Source organism: bacterium SCSIO 12844, assembly GCA_024397935.1.
Classification (GTDB): Bacteria; Pseudomonadota; Gammaproteobacteria; order Francisellales; family Francisellaceae; genus M0027.
Genome location: CP073743.1, coordinates 2,231,166 through 2,249,685 on the forward strand (window position 1 = coordinate 2,231,166; position 18,520 = coordinate 2,249,685).

The 18,520-nt window shown below is 31.7% G+C and carries 14 protein-coding genes and 1 riboswitch; of the genes, 5 read left to right on the forward strand and 9 right to left on the reverse strand.

Annotated features, from left to right (window positions below; all coding sequences use genetic code 11):
• Positions 1-3 precede the first annotated feature (3 nt).
• The gene (gene dinG / locus KFE69_09995; protein UTW41830.1) at positions 4-2,052 is read right to left on the reverse strand and encodes an ATP-dependent DNA helicase DinG; all 2,049 of its coding nucleotides are present in this window, start codon (positions 2,050-2,052) and stop codon (positions 4-6) included.
• Positions 2,053-2,107: 55 nt separating this feature from the next.
• On the reverse strand, positions 2,108-2,902 hold the full coding sequence (locus KFE69_10000; protein ID UTW41831.1) for a sulfite exporter TauE/SafE family protein: 795 nt from the start codon (positions 2,900-2,902) through the stop codon (positions 2,108-2,110).
• 144 nt (positions 2,903-3,046) lie between these two features.
• Here KFE69_10000 and KFE69_10005 point away from each other — a divergent pair, with 144 nt between their 5' ends.
• Complete coding sequence (locus tag KFE69_10005; protein ID UTW41832.1) at positions 3,047-3,967, forward strand: LysR family transcriptional regulator; 921 nt, start codon at positions 3,047-3,049, stop codon at positions 3,965-3,967.
• 4 nt (positions 3,968-3,971) lie between these two features.
• Here KFE69_10005 and KFE69_10010 read toward each other — a convergent pair whose 3' ends face one another.
• Together KFE69_10010 and KFE69_10015 are read right to left on the reverse strand one after the other, a co-directional pair.
• Positions 3,972-4,271 (reverse strand): hypothetical protein, encoded by a 300-nt coding sequence (locus tag KFE69_10010; GenBank protein UTW41833.1) that lies wholly within the window; start codon positions 4,269-4,271, stop codon positions 3,972-3,974.
• Positions 4,272-4,616: 345 nt separating this feature from the next.
• Entirely contained in the window at positions 4,617-5,087 is a 471-nt protein-coding gene (locus KFE69_10015; GenBank protein ID UTW41834.1) for a hypothetical protein, read from the reverse strand.
• 233 nt (positions 5,088-5,320) lie between these two features.
• Between KFE69_10015 and metG the strand changes: the two genes are divergently transcribed.
• Complete coding sequence (gene metG, locus KFE69_10020; protein UTW41835.1) at positions 5,321-7,363, forward strand: methionine--tRNA ligase; 2,043 nt, start codon at positions 5,321-5,323, stop codon at positions 7,361-7,363.
• A gap of 6 nt (positions 7,364-7,369) precedes the next feature.
• On the opposite strand, the gene KFE69_10025 is transcribed toward metG, so the two are convergent.
• Positions 7,370-7,819, reverse strand: a complete 450-nt coding sequence (locus KFE69_10025; protein UTW41836.1) for a YHS domain-containing protein — start codon at positions 7,817-7,819, stop codon at positions 7,370-7,372.
• Between the two features lie 170 nt (positions 7,820-7,989).
• On the opposite strand from KFE69_10025, the gene KFE69_10030 reads away from it, so the two are divergent.
• Genes KFE69_10030 through KFE69_10040 form a run of 3 tightly spaced genes read left to right on the forward strand, consistent with a single transcriptional unit; the run spans position 7,990 to position 11,864 of the window.
• Positions 7,990-10,095: an MMPL family transporter gene (locus KFE69_10030; GenBank protein UTW41837.1), complete on the forward strand. Its 2,106-nt coding sequence runs from the start codon at positions 7,990-7,992 to the stop codon at positions 10,093-10,095.
• The gene (locus KFE69_10035) at positions 10,088-10,786 is read left to right on the forward strand and encodes a hypothetical protein (GenBank protein UTW41838.1); all 699 of its coding nucleotides are present in this window, start codon (positions 10,088-10,090) and stop codon (positions 10,784-10,786) included. The genes KFE69_10030 and KFE69_10035 overlap by 8 nt, the downstream gene beginning before the upstream one ends.
• A 13-nt stretch (positions 10,787-10,799) precedes the next feature.
• A complete protein-coding gene (locus tag KFE69_10040) occupies positions 10,800-11,864 on the forward strand; it encodes a 3-oxoacyl-ACP synthase (protein ID UTW41839.1) in 1,065 nt (354 codons plus the stop codon).
• Here KFE69_10040 and KFE69_10045 read toward each other — a convergent pair.
• The 4 genes from KFE69_10045 to nrdA form a co-directional block, all read right to left on the reverse strand.
• Entirely contained in the window at positions 11,827-14,211 is a 2,385-nt protein-coding gene (locus KFE69_10045; protein UTW41840.1) for a hypothetical protein, read from the reverse strand. The two genes, KFE69_10040 and KFE69_10045, sit on opposite strands and share 38 nt — an antisense overlap.
• A 137-nt stretch (positions 14,212-14,348) precedes the next feature.
• Positions 14,349-14,600, reverse strand: coding sequence for a 2Fe-2S iron-sulfur cluster binding domain-containing protein (locus KFE69_10050; protein UTW41841.1), 252 nt, complete (start codon positions 14,598-14,600; stop codon positions 14,349-14,351).
• 2 nt (positions 14,601-14,602) lie between these two features.
• A complete protein-coding gene (gene nrdB / locus KFE69_10055) occupies positions 14,603-15,772 on the reverse strand; it encodes a ribonucleotide-diphosphate reductase subunit beta (GenBank protein UTW41842.1) in 1,170 nt (389 codons plus the stop codon).
• Between the two features lie 9 nt (positions 15,773-15,781).
• Entirely contained in the window at positions 15,782-18,046 is a 2,265-nt protein-coding gene (nrdA, locus tag KFE69_10060) for a ribonucleoside-diphosphate reductase subunit alpha (GenBank protein ID UTW41843.1), read from the reverse strand.
• Positions 18,047-18,210: 164 nt separating this feature from the next.
• A riboswitch (cobalamin riboswitch) is annotated at positions 18,211-18,456 on the reverse strand.
• Positions 18,457-18,520: the final 64 nt, after the last annotated feature.

The window sequence follows — 18,520 nt, forward strand, 5'->3', positions numbered from 1 at the left end:
AATCTAATTATCCATCGTTGTATTAATTGAAAAATCCGGTAAATTTTCAATCATCTGTTTGCCATAATATTTATTAATAATACGATTATCCAAAATAACAATTTTACCACGATCACCTTCACGCCTAACTAAACGACCACACATCTGTGTTAATTTTAATGACGCATCAGGTAAAGCCAATTCAATAAATGCATTTTTACCTAAAGCTGTCACCCATTCTGATTTGGTTTTTTCTATCGGGTCGGTTGGTACTGAAAATGGTAATTTATGCAAGATAAGCAAATCTAAATAATTACCTGGTAAATCTAAACCTTCTGCAAAGCTATCTAAGCCAAATAAAATCGATGGTTGATCATTATCAATCGTTTTTTTATGTTTATTTATCATCACAGCTTTTGCATAATCACCTTGCTTTAATACAATTGACTGTATTGCACTAGGTAATAATTCATAAGTTTTTATCATTGCTCTAAAGCTCGTAAATAACACAAGTGCGCCTGTTTTAAGCTGATCTAAATAATTATAAATAATTTCTGATGATTCTATATTATGTGTTTCAAAATTTTGTGGTGTTACCTTCATTTTAGGAATAATTAACTGAGAATCCTTATAGTTTAAAGGCGATGTTAATGCAATTGTTTTGGTATCTTCTACTAATCCAGATGCAGCTAAAAATCGGTCAAATTTACCAACCGAACGAATCGTTGCTGAAGTCATTATGACACTATTTGTTGCCTGTGACCAAAATAACTTTTCTAACAAGTGGCCAGCTTCAATTGGTGACGCTGAGATCATATAATCTTGTAGGCGACTAAATAATGAATGCTCTTCTACTATTATTTCAGCTTCTTTTTTATACGGTTGATACCACTTAGCAATGGGTGGTTGCTCATAATTGATCATCAAATTCCATAAATTTAATAAATTAGAAAATCGATCAATCATAAACCCTAACTGTGAAAAAGTTTTCTCTAATGACTGATGATTATGCAATGTACTTTTTTCAGCAAAGTCATCAAGCTTTTCTTTTATTTCGGTTAAATTTCGATATAAATTTTCTGCATTTGATTTAATATTGATAGCCACTGAGTCAATTTGTTCTGATCGTTGAGTAATTCTTAAAGTATTATCTTGATAATGGGAAGTACTATTTGAAATATTCATTTTAGTATACAACTGATGAAAATAAATTTGCACTTCGTTTAAATCATTAATTAAAGCTTCTTTAGCATACTTTAAAGATGGCTGATTGACTTGTTTTAATACTTTTGATGGAATTAATTTTAATAATTTATCCAGATCATTAATCCAGCTTTGTGAGCTGACTAAGGTTGCTTGCGCTGAAAATGCTGCCAATGCTTTTTTAGGCAAATGATGACATTCATCAACAACAATCATTATTTCATCAAACTCAGGCAAAATAGCACCATTACCTAATGCTAAATGCGCCAATAAAAGATTATGATTAACAATAATTACATCACATTTTTTTAAATTTCTTCGTGCTTGATAAAATGAACAAGACTTATAAAACTCACAGCGATTTTTTGAACAACTAGCTGAGGTTGTTGATACATCACTCCATAATGCTTTATCTGGCTCTATTGAAAGCTCATCAATATCTCCTGACCAACCAGAATCTAAGTGATCCGAAAGCATTTTAAATACATCATCCTTGTGAATATCAATACTTGCAAATTTCCTTTGACAAAGATAGCGAGCACGCCCTTTTGCAATTTTATAATCAATGTTACGATTGAGTAGTTGCTCAACATAATTTAAATCTTTAAAAAATAACTGTTCTTGTAAAGCAATTGTTGCAGTAGAGATAACAATATTTAATTTTTTTTCAAGTTCATCATTAGCTAATAGCGCACCAATTAAATACGCAAAACTTTTACCTGTTGCAGTTGGTGCTTCAATGACTATTTTTTGTTGATTTAAAATAGCGTCTTTTACATGCAGAATCATATCTAATTGTGACTGTCGAATACTTAATCCTGCGTTTAAAAATAGACTTTTGAGATTAGAATGAGTTTTACTTTGTGGCATCAATATTCCATAAAAGGCCTTATATTGATGTTATGGTAACATAAAATTTAAACCTTTAAACCAATGAAACGATTGAAGCTATAGCTAATAAAAGACCAAAAGCACCTTTTAGTTTTCTTTGTGATAACTTAGCTGCAACTTTTGTGCCAACTGGTGCAAAAATTATTGCAGTTATTGCAAATGAAATCACTGCAGGCCAATAGATATATCCAGTACTAAAGCTTGGTAATGATGGATTATGAAAGCCTGCTATTAAATAAGTAACCGCTGCAACTGCAGTCACTGGCAAACCATATAATGCTGATGTGCCTATTGCATGATGAATCTTGCTGTGACGATTTAAATAAGCTGTCATTACTGAAACACCACCAACACCAACTAAACCTGAAACCAAAGCAATTAAAAAGGATAAAATACTATGTGCTATACCAGATATTTTCTTATTTAATTGATTTTCTAAACCAGGTTTTATTGCTTTATAAAGCATAATAAATGCGATCAGTAAAACAAACACACTGAAAAAGATTTTTAGCACAGTAGCGGGCACAAACCCTGCTAGGATTGCACCTACTACAGCACCAAGGACTCCCCCCAGGAGCAAATAACGTATAAATAGTGACCAATGTATATTTTTAAGGCGATGATGTTGAATTAATGCTGGAATGTTTGTAATTGTTGCGGTCATCACTGAAGTACCGATTGCTAAATGTAATGCGGTATAGGCACCAATATGTTTAGCAGCCAATAAAAAACTGACTAACGGCACAATAACAATTGCACCACCAATACCGAATAAACCAGTTAATAAACCAATGACAATACCTGAGAGAATTAATATTAAAAAAAACATGTTAATATTCCTTACTTTTTTATTGTTATATATTTAATTAAAAATGATTTTAAAATCATTAAAACTTTCAATATTGGTATATTAACGAAATTTAACTGAATAAAAAATTTTGCATTTTCAACAAAATATGTTAGTTTTATTTACATGAACACTTTAAAAACACCACCATTACGAGCGCTACAAATTTTTGAAGTAGTTGCACGCCACCAAAGCATTACTAAAGCTGCAGAAGAGCTACATTTAACACATGCATCAGTCAGTTTACAAATGAGGCAATTATCTGAATATTTAGGCATTACCTTATTTAAGCATGTAGGTAGGAATATACAATTGACAGCAAATGCTAAACTATATGCGCAATCACTCTCAAATGTATTTAATGAAATAAAGACTGCAACTGACCAACTTAGATATAATGAAAGTAAAGATTATACGCTTAATATTGCAATGCCTAATTTATTAGCCATGCAATTATTATGGCTGAAATTATCAGAGTTTAATCAATTGCATCCTGATATTAGTGTGCGCATTGTCACACCACCACCAAGAGAAGCAAATACCAATCTACGTAGTTTAAATCTTGATTTATTATTATTTTTTGGCAATGAAGTTTGGAGTGATTATACACAAGAAGTATTAGTTAATGAGTATGTTACACCATTAATCTCGCCTAGTTTACTTAACGATAATTATCCATTAAGTGAAATTAAACATATTATCCATTATCCTTTGATCACCACAACAATCCCTGCACGAAAAGGTTTATGGCAAAGCTATTTTGAACATAATAAAATTCCATTTAATCCGAAAAAACTTCAATTTATTCAAACAGAAGACTCCACCCATGCTTTAATGGCTGCTATATCTGGCCTTGGTATTGTCTTAATGGATAAAGCATTTGCTAACGAGTATTTATCATCAAATAAAATAATTGCACCAATTGATGAAACAATGCATTCAGGCGCTTATCAATTAATTTATGCAAAAGAAAGTTTAAAACTTGAAAAGGTTAAATTATTTAGGAAATGGTTGATGGATATTTTTGTAACAAAAAAGTTGGGATAAATGATTAATAAGGTCTTGCTTCTAATGAAGGATGCCTCATATTTAGTTCTCTTTCTAATTTTTGTTGATACTGTTGACCCGCATTAAACATTAATGGCGTTGGCTCTAGCGATTTTTGTTTTGATGGGTTGTTACCAAAACGTAGTTTATCAAAAATATTTTCAAGCTGTCTTTCTACACTTTTTTCTACAGCAAACTGAGGATTTTCAACCCTATCTTTTTGCTGATTAAATTGTTTTTGCTGTTCTTCAGTTAAGGACTTGCCCCTGCTTACTTTATAAGCTAACTCACGAAAACTTGGCATTTCAACTCCCCTAAAACAAAAATAAAATTCAACCTTACTTTATTGTAACAAAGCTTAGAATCACAGACAATAATTGGTGTAATTTTGAGTCGATTTATTGTAACAAAAATTTTGGAATTCCCCTTCTCTGAAGGGGTGGCAGCCGTAGGCTGGCGGGGTAGTCTAATAGAATTACATACATCGCTCTGCGACTTTAAATACCCCTAAAAGCCAATCATTCGTTTAAATTTTATGCTAACTCTGACCTTTCATTGTACCGACCTTGGCCTTTCACATATTATACTCTGACCTTTCACACACCCCGTCTGCTTCGCATCCACCCCTCTAAAGAGGGGAATTAAGTTATTAACGAGTCATTTGCTGTTGTTGAGTATATTCTTGCATAGCTTGACGTTCCATAGCAAGCTCTTGCTGTTGATAAAAAACAAAAGAAGGATCATAAGTATTAGTATTATTTTGAACATTAGGCGCCATATCGTAAGCTTTTAAAAAGCTTGCATACTGGCTTTCTGATAACTTATGACGAAACTCATCAAAATTCTCAGGACTTAACTCTCCGATAACCAAGTGTAAACCTCTTGCTCTTAAAAAAGATAACTCCATCTTACCTTTAAGTAAATCAATCATTGTTGCAAACTCATCTGGTGATAAAGGGACTGCATTTCTTCTATCTCTTGTTAATCGCTGACTAATTAACTCAATAGAGTCATCTTCATTATATCTATTTTTAGCTGTAGGACAGATTCTAGCAAACTCACGCAATGTAACAGTTTGATTGCTATCTAACTGATTATTATTCATATATTGCTCACTCACAACCTACTCCTTAACGCTAAGCTTTTGATATAAAAGCCACTCTACACAATTTAACAATATCATAGAATATTAATAATTACAAATGAATCATGTATGAAACAAATACAATAATACATCACAAAATGCTTTCGCTAGAAAAAATAAACATAAATGTTATCAGCTTAAGTTCCTATGGTGTACAATGCCTATACGCTTATATGAATCTTAATTTGATCATAATGAAAGGTTAAATAATGACTGAAAAACGTAATATTTTAGTAACCAATGCCTTACCCTATGCAAATGCCAAATTGCACTTAGGACATATCTTAGGCTATACACAATCTGACATCTGGTGTCGCTTTCAAAATATGAAAGGGCATAACTGTTATTATATTTGTGGTAGTGATATGCATGGCACACCAATTATGCTAAGAGCACAACAAGAAGGTATTACACCAGAAGAATTAACTAAAAAATCAGCCAAAGCGCATTTAAAAGACTTTACTGACTTTGGTATTTCATTTGATAATTATCACTCAACACATAACCCATTAAATCAAAAGCTTGTCGAAGAAATATATCTTAAATTAAAAGATAAAAATCTGATTCAAACTAGAGAAGTTCAACAAGCCTATGACCCTAAAGCTGATATGTTTCTGCCAGATCGTTATGTTAAAGGCACTTGTCCAAAGTGTAAATCTGAAGATCAATACGGTGATAGCTGTGAAGTATGCTCAGCAACTTATCTGCCAACAGAATTAATTAATCCAATCTCTGTTGTCTCTGGTGAAAAGCCAATTCTTAAATCATCAGAGCACTACTTTTTTCAATTAAGCCAATTACAAAATAAGCTTGAACACTGGCTTACTGAAAATAAGAAGCTACAACCAGAAGTTGTCAATAAATTAAAAGAATGGTTTGAACAAGGCCTACAAGATTGGGATATCTCTCGAGATGCACCCTATTTTGGCTATCAGATTCCAGATACTGACAATAAATATTTTTATGTCTGGCTTGATGCGCCAATTGGCTATCTAGCTAGCTTTTTAGATTTTTGCCAAAAGAATAATATTGATTACGATGCTTTCTGGTCAAAAGAAAATTACAATCACAGTGAGGTTTATCATTTTATTGGTAAAGATATTATTTATTTTCACACGCTTTTTTGGCCAGCTATGCTTGATAATGCTGACCTTAGAATGCCAACTTCAGTCTATGCTACAGGTTTTGTAACTGTTAATGGTAAAAAAATGTCTAAATCCCGTGGTACATTTATTCAAGCACGAACTTATTTAAATCACTTAAACCCTGAATATTTACGTTACTACTACGCTTCTAAACTAACTTCTCGCATTGATGATATTGATTTAAATTTAGAAGACTTTATCCAAAAAGTTAATTCTGACTTAGTTGGTAAATTAGTTAATATTGCTAGCCGTAGTGCCAATTTTATTGTTAAAAAATTTAATGCACAACTAGCTGATAATTGTTATGACCAGTCTTTATTAAATGAGTTTATCACCCAGGAACATACAATTTCTGATGATTATGAAAAACGTGAGTTTGCATCTGCAATTAGAAAAATAATGGCACTAGCTGATAAAGCCAATCAATTTATTGATCATCATAAACCTTGGCAGATGATTAAAGATGAAAATAATCATGCGCAAGTACATGGCATTTGCTCTTTAGCATTGAATTTATTTAAAATTTTAATTACTTACCTTAAACCTATACTACCTGAGCTTACAGTAAAAGCTGAACAATTTTTAAATGTAAATTCACTTGACTGGGCTAGTATTCATCAGCCATTAATTAGTCATGCCATTAACCCATTTAAACCTTTAATGGCACGTATTGAACAATCACAAATTGATGCCATTATAGAGGAGACTAAAACTGTGCTTGCTAAAGAAGCTGAAATTTCTGGTAGTCAACAACCTAAAAAGACTAATTCATTAAATATTGAAGATGAAATTCAAATTGATGATTTTATGAAAGTTGATCTACGTGTTGCTAAAATTATTCAAGCAGATCACGTTGAAGGCGCAGATAAACTATTACGTTTAACACTTGATTTAGGTGATATTCAAAAGCAAGTCTTTGCAGGAATTAAATCACAATATAAACCTGAAGATTTAGTCGGCCGCCATACCGTGATGGTTGCCAATTTAAAACCAAGAAAAATGCGTTTTGGCTTATCTGAAGGCATGGTACTAGCCGCAGGAGATGATAAAGGCATTTATTTAATTTCTCCTGATGAAGGTGCTAAAGCTGGCACAAAGGTGAAGTAAAAAAGTCTAATAATTCTCTATTTTCTCTACCCACTCTTTATCTGCAGATTGAATATATTCTTTAGAGTGTTTTAGCCATTTCTCTCGTACACTTTTACTGTAGTTTAAATAAAGTTTGTCATTAATAATCGACCAAGCTTGTGGGTCTGATGAAACGATAAAACCATAGTGCATAGCATAAGCACAGTAGCCGCCATATTGAGGTAAATACATTGTTGGGTTTCTTATAAATAATGTTTTATTGTCTTCGCTACTAAAGTGCCAAGTCGCACCATGGTAATTATAAACAATATCCTTTTTACCTTTAATAGCCTTATGCATTGTAAAATAACTAACTGGATCATAACCACCAATTGCACCTTGATCATCTGAGTAAGTTCTTTGATCTAATGTCGTACAACCTGTGATCAATATCAAAAGTAATAATAAACTATAGATTCTACATGTTATTTTCATTTAACATACTCCTTAACTCTATTACTTAAAGGTATTTATAATTTAGTTGTTATATGAAACTTAAACCACAAGAGATTAAGACATCATTTGTAAAGATATGTTATCAGAGCAAATTAATTTTATGGATACTGTTACTGTTTGTTATCTTTTGCTTAATTGGTTTTAAGTTTTTGAAACTCAATGCTCACTATAGTGTTTATTTCAATTTAAATGCACCGCTTTTAAAGCAACATGAAAAAATTAATCAAAAATTTAACACTAATGATCGATTAATCTTAATTTTAAATAGTCCAAATAACTCGTTATTTACGCCTAATAAGCGTAAAGTGGCTAAGCGTTTTATAACTCAGTTACAAACAGATAAACGTATTAAGCATTTGACATCTTATCTGGATTTTTTAAATAAATCGTTCATGACGAATAACTCAGTTCAAATATCAAGCAAAGCAAATGCAAAAACCTTATTACAAAATACCCAAAAACACCCCCGTGGTAAATATTTAATAACCTCAGATGGACACTATGGACTTATTATTTTAGATGTAAAATTAGAAAATAAACATAATGCCAAAGAAATTAAACAATTTATCGATTCAATCAAACAATTAGCAAATATATCATTTAATGATCATAATATTCCTATAACTGTTCACTATACTGATATTATTGCAATGAATGCTAGCTACATTGATACCGTTCGCCATGATTTAACACTATTTATTCCCATCATGCTGATCGTCTTTATTATCTTACTCTACTTTTTTACTCGAAACCTTAAACTCAGTGTTAGTACTTTATTGGTTGGTTTTTTAGCGATTATTTGCGCCATAGGTCTTGCTGGATGGCTACAGCTTGAGCTCGCTGCAATTACTGCTTTTACACCTGTTATTATCATGAGCTTAAGTATTGCTATATCTGTTCATATTTTAAATAATACTTTTCAATTAAAGCTAACTAAAAAATCAACTTATCAATCAGTTACAACAAGCTTAACCTATAACTTTACTGCTCTTGCACTAAGTGTCCTTACCACTGCTTTTGGATTTTTCTTACTAGCTTTTAGCCCATCACCACCAATTCAAGCATTAGGTTATATTGTTGCAGTTGGTATTATTTTTGCGTTTCTATTTAACTATATTATTCTATCAAGAATTCTAATTAGAATGAATATCAAACCGAAAACCTTTTTATTTAATAAAGCTCATTTTCTTAATCAGCTAATTAAGATCATACTTAAAAACAATAAAAAAATAATTACGCTATTTATCTTACTTTTTATAGGAAGCATTGTTTTTGTCAGTCAACTAAAAGTCAATGACAATGTATTTGAATATTTTCCTAAAAATCATTCATTTAGAAATGATACTCAATTATTAGAACAACACTTTTCAGGCATTAATAAGCTAGACTTTTTTATCGATGGTAAAAAAGACTACGCTATCTTTAATAAATCTTTACTGAAGCAATTGATTGCATTTCGAAAGTGGCTTAAACAACAACCTGAAGTATTACACGTAAGTTCAATATTAGATATTAAAGAAGCACTTAACTTATCATTAGCTCAATTAAAATTTAGAGCTCAATCTTATAATCCAAAAGAGATTAAGCTTGATAAAGAAATCTATGGTTTATATCAAGGTATGCTATTAAGTGTTTATTTAAAACCAATTTCATCTGCTGAAATACTTGCATTTAGTCAACGTAGTAATACTTATCTTAAAGCACATTTTAGTTATGCTCATTCACCTGCTATTGGCACCTCTATTTTATTTGCCTCATTAGGTAAAATAAATGCAATTAGCATGTTTTGGTCATTAAGTATTGCATTAGTATTAGTTGCTGTTTTATTAGCAATCATTAAGCGCTCTCTATTGATTTTATTCATTGGCTTATTTGTCAATTTTTTCCCAATACTTTTTGTTTTTTCAATTTGGCAAATTGCAGGTGGATTTATTAGCTTAGGCAGTGCGGTAGTAATGGGCATGATTTTAGGCATTGTAGTCGATGATACAATTCATTTTTTATTAAAATATCAACATAGAAACCAACAGCCAAAAATCGCAATTACAGCTTTAATTAATGATGTTGCTCCTGCAGTTATCATAACCAGTATTACATTAATTATTGGCCTACTCATTGGTTTATTATCTGATTTTCGCCCTATTTCTGATATGAGTATTTTATCAGCAGCAATTATATTTATAGCCTTAACAACCGATATCATATTACTACCTGCATTACTATTTATATTTTGGAGATGGCTATCACATGATTGAAAATAATAACCAACATTTGAAATGTTTTTCTCTACCAGAGATTACGATTGCACCACCTTCTATAGCCATTACTAACTGGTGGCAAAAATTTGCTAACACTCGTTTAATACTAAATGACCAACATGCTAACTATTTAGCTAAACTTTTACCTTTTTTACTCTGTGGTGAGCAATCTGCATTGTGTATTTTTGATAATGAAGTTAATAGACTAAAATCAAAGCCTATAACTAAAGCAATTACTGATTTACAAAAAGTTGTCAATGATGAATATTACCATGAGCAATTACTACAACACCTTAGTGGTAAGCTACCAAAACCACCTGAGGTAAATCGCATCAAAAAAAAGGCCAAACTATTTTATACTAAGCTTGGAAACAAGCATACTTTAGCAAATCACTTTTCTTTAATTTCTCAACTTGATAGATGCACTTGTAAAATTTTAAATGCAATGGAGCAAAGCCACTTAAATAAAAACCCAGCAATTACACACCTATTTAAAATTATTAAGCAAGATGAGGCTCGTCATGTATTTATTAGTAAACAGCATGCATCTAATCTAGGTAGCTATAATACTGATGAAACAATTACACAAGAGCTTATTAAGCTACTATCGATTCAAAGTGATACTTTTGAAGGGCTTGGAATTGATTTTGACTTACTGACTCAACGCTTAATAACAACCAAACTATGAGATTATACCTATAATGACTACTTATTTTGCACCACATTCTGTTAAATTACTTGCAACAGGTTCTGCATTACCAAAATATAGATTTAATAATGATACACTTTTAAGTGCACTATTAACTCATACTGATTTACAAACCGTTAAAAAAGCTAAACGTTTAATCAAAAAAATGGGTGTCACGGAGCGTTATTTATCTAGGCCTTTAGAGAAAGCGATTGAACCTGCATTACATAGCACTCCTGAGTTATGCCATAAAGCAGTCGCTAATACACTAGAAAGAGTCAAATCACCAATAGAGATTGGTTATCTAATCGGTCATACTGCAAGTCCTCATACATTAATTCCACCTAATATCGCTTGGGTTACTGAAAAATTACAATATAAAGGCCCTTTTATGGAGTTAAGGCAAGCATGCACAGGCTTTGCAAACGCGTTACAAATTGCTTCACCGATGCTTTATGCAAATCCAAAACTATCATCTATTATGATTGTTGGCAGTGAAGTTGGTTCTGTCTACTTTGACTGTGCTAAAGATCCTTATGATATAAGCCAGTTAATTAACTATGTCCAAATGGGTGATGGTGCAGCAACTGCTTTAATCGCTGCAAATGATGACTCTCAAGCACAGATTATTAGTGATATATTTTTAGGACATATTGGCCTTGATAAAGATAGTGGCTTTTATCTTGAAGGTGGTAGTCGTAAACCAAATTGTTCTGATAATCATACAACACAGCCGTTCCATCATAAAACTAACCAAGTATTTAATCATGGGGCAGAACTGTTTCTAAAAGGCTTAGATGCCATTTATCAACGAGGCTATCAACTAGAGCATTTTAATTATATTATACCACATCAGGCAAATGGCTATATGGCAAAATACATTAGCCATGCATTAGATATCCCTGAAGAAAAAATTATTCTCCATGCAAATAAAGTAGGTAATATGGGATCAGCTGCAATTTGGTATAGTTTAGATCAACTACTCAAATCAAATCGATTATCTCAAGGTGATAAGGTATTAGTACTAGGCGCTGAAGCAACTAAATATCTCTATGGGGGCTTTGTGTACCAACACTAATATTTTGATGGCTTAAAAATGGTAGCTCATCTAACAGCATACTACTTGGCATAACAGATACTTCTTGACTCACTTCATCTGGATAAGCTTTTCGTAACATTATTTGCTCTGAATTAACTTTTGCTTCACTAACTTGCTGATGCATTGTTGAATTTAATAATGTAAAAGCTTCATGATATTGCGGTAGTTTTCCAAATAGATTTTGACACAAAATCTGTAATTTATATTTATCTGTACGATTCGCATTTTCAGTTTTAACATCATTACCATTAAATACATGCCATAAATAATATCGACATGCCGATAAATGACTGACTGTCTGCTCTCTAAATGATTCTCCCATATTAAATAACAAACCATCGGTTAAAGTTTGTTGAAATTGTTCACTTTTCACCAAATCTGCTCGTTTTTGAGCTTTTAAACTACCAATTGACACTTGTTGTTCAGATGCTTCAAAGTGTTGATAAATACCCTGTGCTGACTGATATTTTAATGTTAATTCTTCTATTAAATTAATTAATGGCGCTATTGCTTTTTCACCACCATAATGTTTTGGATTAGCTTTTAAATCCTTTTTAACTTCATCCATTTTAGATAAAATTGTTTTAATTAATGCTTTATGCTGCATAAATATTGAACCATCTTTGTCAGGTTGTATATCAATACACTCCATTAATAAACCTATCTGACTAGATAAGTTTTCATTTATATTGTGTTGTTGTTCAATTTTTAATAATCCCATTAAACTTTTTAATGCATATTCATTTAATGGAGATAAATTTAATTTTTTATTCTTATACACTAAATCTAATGCATGAAAATGGCTCATTGTAAAATGATATAGTAATTCTGGTGATTGCTTTTGAAGGTCTTTTTCTCGTTGACTATGAAAGTGATGTTCAGCAAATAGTGAAATTGATAATCTTGCAATACCAGAGAGTGCTTCAAAGCCACCATTTAAAAAATGTCCTGATTGAATCGCATCAACTGCCAAAGGTAGTAATTCTGTATACTCTGGATGATGAGCAATAATTGTAACAGTAAAACGTATTAAACTCTCAACAACAGGATCTGCAATATTAGATAGCCAAAAGCCTGTATCAGAACCAACAACTGGTGGAATTCCAGTAATTTCACATAAATATAAATAAGCTTTCTCAATTTTTGGTAAATTTTTGGAATTAAATTGCCATTTTCGTAGTTGAAATAACTTTGGTTCTGCCAACTGATCCTTCTGCCTTTCCTTCATTAACTGTTCAAATTGGATACGTATTTGAGGATCTTTTTTTAATGTTTCAATTTTAGACTGTAATAAAGAAGTTAAATAAAAGCTTGCATCATAAGGTAAAATAACTGTTTCTAAAAGTTCAGCATATACACTGTAATACTGAAAAATATAAGTAAAGTGATTGATTAATGCTTGATCAGAGGGATTATCTCCTAACGATTGAGTACTTTGATCAATTTGTTTTTTTAAATTTAATAAACTCTGCGTATAAACACTGACATCACTTTTTTGTTTGTCTATCATTCCTTGAAGATTAACAATTAAGCTATCCATTTGTTCAAAAACATGACTTAATTTTGCTGGATTTGTCAAATCTTGACTAAAAATTGCATTAACTTGAGCTTCTATTAGCTTATTTAAAGGTAGTTCATTGGGTAAATTTGCTTTATAAATATCTAAATTATTTGATAGCTCAGTTAACACTTTCAACGCTTCAGTTAGATTTTGTTTCGTTTTTGATTTAAATGTTGCTTGAATTACTTGAGGGTTTTCTAAATCTCTAACAATTCTCTTTTTTTCAGTATTAATTTTATCTTGTAAATAATTAATCCAAAATAACTTATCTTCTTTTGATTTAGCATCAACTATTTTTGATTTAAATGTCTCTAGTTTAAATCGATTATTCAGGCTTGCTAAATAACTTAATGCATTTTTTTTACTTTCATTCGTTGTATTTGTTTCTAATCGTTGCTGAGATTTATCACTAATATTAAGAAGCTTAACTTGTACACCCTCCAATAAAGTTTCAATATCAGTTAATTTTTCTGTTGATTGATTCAATTTCTTTAATGCTTTTAATGACGATTGATATTTATAATAATCATAGCCTTCACTCGTTAGTTTCCTTGCCGTAATTGCTCCAGCTAAAGCAGCAATACCGTATGGATTTGATAAAACAACAGCATAAATTACACTGCCAATTGCAAAGTCAGCACCCAATGCTAAAAATTCAGCACGATTTCTTTTAAACCAGCAATTTCTTTGCAACCCTTTAACTCCACTATCAAGTGTTAAGCTTTTTTCATAAGCACGATCTAATATTTCTTCAAAAGTAGCCATAATCAAAACCCCTCGAATTATTTATTTGATTATTGCCTACGAGCATACTCCGATTAAATTTAAATACTTATGATTTTACAGCAGTGTTTTGTTACAGAATTGTATGTTTTACAAACAGACAAAAAGAGATAATTAAGTTAGATACTCTTAACCTCAATATGGTGCATACTTTGCGCTAAACATAATAAAATCTCCCCCTCTTTAATCATTGCAAGCGGAGATGATTTATAAGTTGCTTTGCCTTTAATTAGCTTACAGCGACAAGCACCACAAATGCCATTTCTACATTGAGAGTTTACTTTAATTTCACTTTGTTCTAATACTTCAAGTAGTGTTTTTGTTTGATCTGAATAGCTAATTAATTGATTGTTATATTTCAAACTTGGCATGATTATAACTCATCAAAGCCATCAAACGCACCTTGATTAATTGTGCTGTCGATTTGACCAACTAAATAAGCACTGATTTCAGTTTCTTGAGGCGCAACTTGCACATTATCTGAATTTAAATAGCTACTAATCCAAGGAATTGGATTACTTTTAGGTGCGTCAATATGATCGGCATTTAAACCAACCGCATGCATACGCTCTTTAGCTAAATAATCAATATATTGACATAAAATCTGTTCATTTAAACCTAAAATCGATCCTTTAGAAAATAAATACTTAGCCCATGCTTTTTCTTGGTTTATTGCTTTTTGGAAAATAGTTTGCGCATCTTGTTCTAATTCTTTTGCAATAGTTGTTAATTCGCTATCTCCATCCTCACCATTTAAAATGATACTAATCATATGCTGAGTACTGGTTAAATGCAGTGACTCATCTCTTGCAATAAGCTTCATGATTTTGCCACAACCTTCAACTTTTTTCTGCTCAGAAAATGCAAAAGTACAGGCAAAACTAACATAAAAACGAATTGCTTCTAATGCATTTACCGCATGTAATGCTAAATAAAGTGCTTTTTTAACTGATTTTAGTGATACATCAACATGCTTTTCATTAATGTGATAACTACCTTCGCCAACTGTTTGTAATAACTGAGTTTTTAAAATTAAATCATCATAATAATACGTAATATCACCAACTCGATCTTTAATCGCTTGATTTTCAATAATCTCATTAAAAACATAACTTGGTTCATCTAATAATGAACGAACAATATGCGTATAAGAACGACTATGAATCGTCTCTGAAAAACTCCAAGTTTCAATCCAGGTTTCTAATTCAGGTAAAGAAACTAAAGGTAAAAATGCAATATTAGGGCTTCTGCCTTGAACTGAGTCAAGTAAAGTCTGATACTGCAAGTTCGATAAAAAAATATGTTTTTCACTCTCTCTAAACTGTTGGAAATCAATTCGATCTCTAGTTAAATCAATTTCTTCCGGACGCCAAAAAAATGATAATTGCTTTTCAATTAAACGTTCAAAAATGCTATGCTTTTGTTGATCAAATCGTGCAACATTAACAGGTGAACCAAAAAACATTGGCTCCTTTAATGGATTCTTACTTTCTGTCTGAAATGTTGTATAGGTATAATTATTATTAATTATTTTATCCGTCATGATTATTCCTTATATTTTACAAGCACCCGATTCACAATCATCAACTACTTCTACTGTTTTTTGATCTGCATAATCTCGAGTATTGTGATAATAAAGTGTTTTTAACCCATATTGATAAGCAGTTAATAAATCAGCTAATAATTGTTGCATTGGTACTTTTTGGTCACTAAAGCAAAGTGGATCATAATTTGTATTCACTGAGATTGATTGATCAATAAACTTCTGAATAATAGCACATAGCTGTAAATATCCTTGGTTTTGTTGAATCTGCCATAATAATTGATAGTTACCTTTATACTTCTTAATCTCAGGTACAACTTGTTTTAAAACGCCATCTTTACTTTGTTTAATAGAAACCAAACCTCGAGGTGGTTCAATACCATTCGTAGCATTTGATATTTGCGAAGAAGTTTCAGATGGCATAATAGCCGTTAATGTCGAGTTTCTTAAGCCATGCGCTTTAATCGCTTCTCGCAACGTTTGCCAATCTAGTTTTAAAGGTGTATCACAAAATTTATCAACTGACTTTTTATAATGATCAATTGGTAATAAACCTTGTGCATATTTTGTTTGATCAAACCATTGACACGGTGCCTTTTCTTTTGCTATTTCATTTGATGCTTTTAATAGGTAATACTGAATCGCTTCAAATGTTTGATGTGTTAATTCATTGGCACTACCATCACTATAACGTACATTATTTTTTGCTAAATAATAAGCAAAGTTAATAACACCTACACCTAAGCTACGCCTGGATTTAGCACCAGTTTCAGCACCGATTAATGGATAGTTTTGGTAATCTAATAAATTATCCAACGCGCGTACAATCAGATTTGCTAATGGTTCTAATTCATCAAGTTTTTCTATTGTCCCTAAATTAAATGCAGATAAGGTACATAATGCAATCTCACCTTGATCATCAAAGACATGTGATAATGGCTTTGTTGGCAACGTAATTTCCATACACAAATTAGATTGCTTAATTGGTGCAACTTGAGGATTAAACGCAGAGTGTGTATTACTATGGTCAACATGGTGAATATAAATTCTACCTGTTTGCGCACGCTCTTGCATAATTAGTGAAAATAACTCAGTCGCTTTGATTGTTTTTTTACGAATATTAGAATTTTTTTCAGCCTCAGTATAAAGCTTTTCAAATAATGCCTGGTCTGAAAAAAATGCATCATATAAACCTTCAACATCCGATGGACTAAATAATGTGATATTTTCTTGATTAATTAAACGTTGATAAAATAACTTATTAATTTGAATACCGTAATCTAAATGTCGAATACGGTTATCTTCAACTCCTCGGTTATTTTTAAGCACAATTAATGACTCAACTTCTAAGTGCCAAATAGGGTAAAAAAGTGTTGCGGCCCCACCTCTAACACCACCTTGAGAGCAAGATTTTACTGCCGTTTGAAAATATTTATAAAATGGAATACAGCCCGTGTGTAAAGCTTCACCATTACGAATTTCACTACCTAATGCACGAATTTTCCCTGCATTAACCCCAATGCCTGCACGCTGTGAGACATATTTTACTATTGATGATGCAGTTGCATTAATTGAATCTAAACTATCGTCAGTATCTATTAATACGCAAGAGCTAAACTGCCTTGTTGGTGTTCTAACACCTGCCATAATGGGTGTTGGTAATGAAATTTTAAATTGGCTGATTGCATCATAAAATGACAATACATACCCCATTCTTTTCGCTTTATCTTCTTTAGAAAATAATGAAGCACTCACCAACATATACAGCATTTGAGGTGATTCATAAATCTCACCTGATACACGATTTTGAACTAGATATTTTCCTTGCATTTGATTAACTGCTGCATAGGTAAAATTCATATCTCGCCAATGATCAATATGCGCTTGCATTTGATCAAATTCATCATTTTGATAATCTTCTAATAAATGCTTATCATACTTGCCTAATTTAACTAAATTTTCTACATGGTCATAAATATGTGGTGGTTCAAACTGACCATAAGCTAACTTACGTAAATGAAAAATTAATAACCTTGCTGCCATATACTGATAATCTGGTGTATCTTCAGAAATCAAATCAGCAGCCGTTTTGATGATGATGGCATGGATATCTGCTGTTTTCATACCTTCATAAATTTGAATATGCGATTGAAGTTCTACTTGAGAGACTGATACATCTTCTAAGCCCTCGCTTGCCCAAGTTAATACTCGGTGAATTTTATCTAAATCTACTGGCTCAAGTTTACCATTTCGTTTAGTGACATTAACATTCATTACTTTCATCCCTTTCTTATTATCGTAAGAAAAAGTAAAACAAACGCAATGTGGAAAATAAAAAGACAATAGATATCCGCAACAAATTAAGGTATTTCATTAATTTTACTATATTTGTGCATTTAGCTATGTATATGCTTTGTCCCACGAAAGCTGTTTTACATACTTTAAAACCTAGATATGGCAGATATTCGGGCTTATGGACAAGGTGTCTGCTTAAATCAAACACCACCTACTTAACACCGCTTCCCAGAAAATATATTTACCAGTGCTTTCGTTTATAAAAATTATCATAAACTTTGTGTTGTTCGTTTCCATTTACCGCTGCGGGCCAGCTCTGGACTTTCACCAGATTCCCTCTTACGCAATGATAAATTTCTCTATCATTGACCAGCTGGTTTTATTGACTAGTTTAGCGCAAATTTTCTTGATGTATAGTCATTGTAAAAATTTTTTTACTATCTTTACAAACTG

Bases quoted from the DNA above. Each gene is read 5' to 3' on its own strand.
- dinG (UTW41830.1), bottom strand. From the start codon at position 2,052: ATGCCACAAAGTAAAACTCATTCTAATCTCAAAAGTCTATTTTTAAAC.
- KFE69_10000 (UTW41831.1), bottom strand. From the start codon at position 2,902: ATGTTTTTTTTAATATTAATTCTCTCAGGTATTGTCATTGGTTTATTA.
- KFE69_10005 (UTW41832.1), top strand. From the start codon at position 3,047: ATGAACACTTTAAAAACACCACCATTACGAGCGCTACAAATTTTTGAA.
- KFE69_10010 (UTW41833.1), bottom strand. From the start codon at position 4,271: ATGCCAAGTTTTCGTGAGTTAGCTTATAAAGTAAGCAGGGGCAAGTCC.
- metG (UTW41835.1), top strand. From the start codon at position 5,321: ATGACTGAAAAACGTAATATTTTAGTAACCAATGCCTTACCCTATGCA.
- KFE69_10025 (UTW41836.1), bottom strand. From the start codon at position 7,819: ATGAAAATAACATGTAGAATCTATAGTTTATTATTACTTTTGATATTG.
- KFE69_10035 (UTW41838.1), top strand. From the start codon at position 10,088: ATGATTGAAAATAATAACCAACATTTGAAATGTTTTTCTCTACCAGAG.
- KFE69_10040 (UTW41839.1), top strand. From the start codon at position 10,800: ATGACTACTTATTTTGCACCACATTCTGTTAAATTACTTGCAACAGGT.
- KFE69_10045 (UTW41840.1), bottom strand. From the start codon at position 14,211: ATGGCTACTTTTGAAGAAATATTAGATCGTGCTTATGAAAAAAGCTTA.
- KFE69_10050 (UTW41841.1), bottom strand. From the start codon at position 14,600: ATGCCAAGTTTGAAATATAACAATCAATTAATTAGCTATTCAGATCAA.
- nrdB (UTW41842.1), bottom strand. From the start codon at position 15,772: ATGACGGATAAAATAATTAATAATAATTATACCTATACAACATTTCAG.
- nrdA (UTW41843.1), bottom strand. From the start codon at position 18,046: ATGAATGTTAATGTCACTAAACGAAATGGTAAACTTGAGCCAGTAGAT.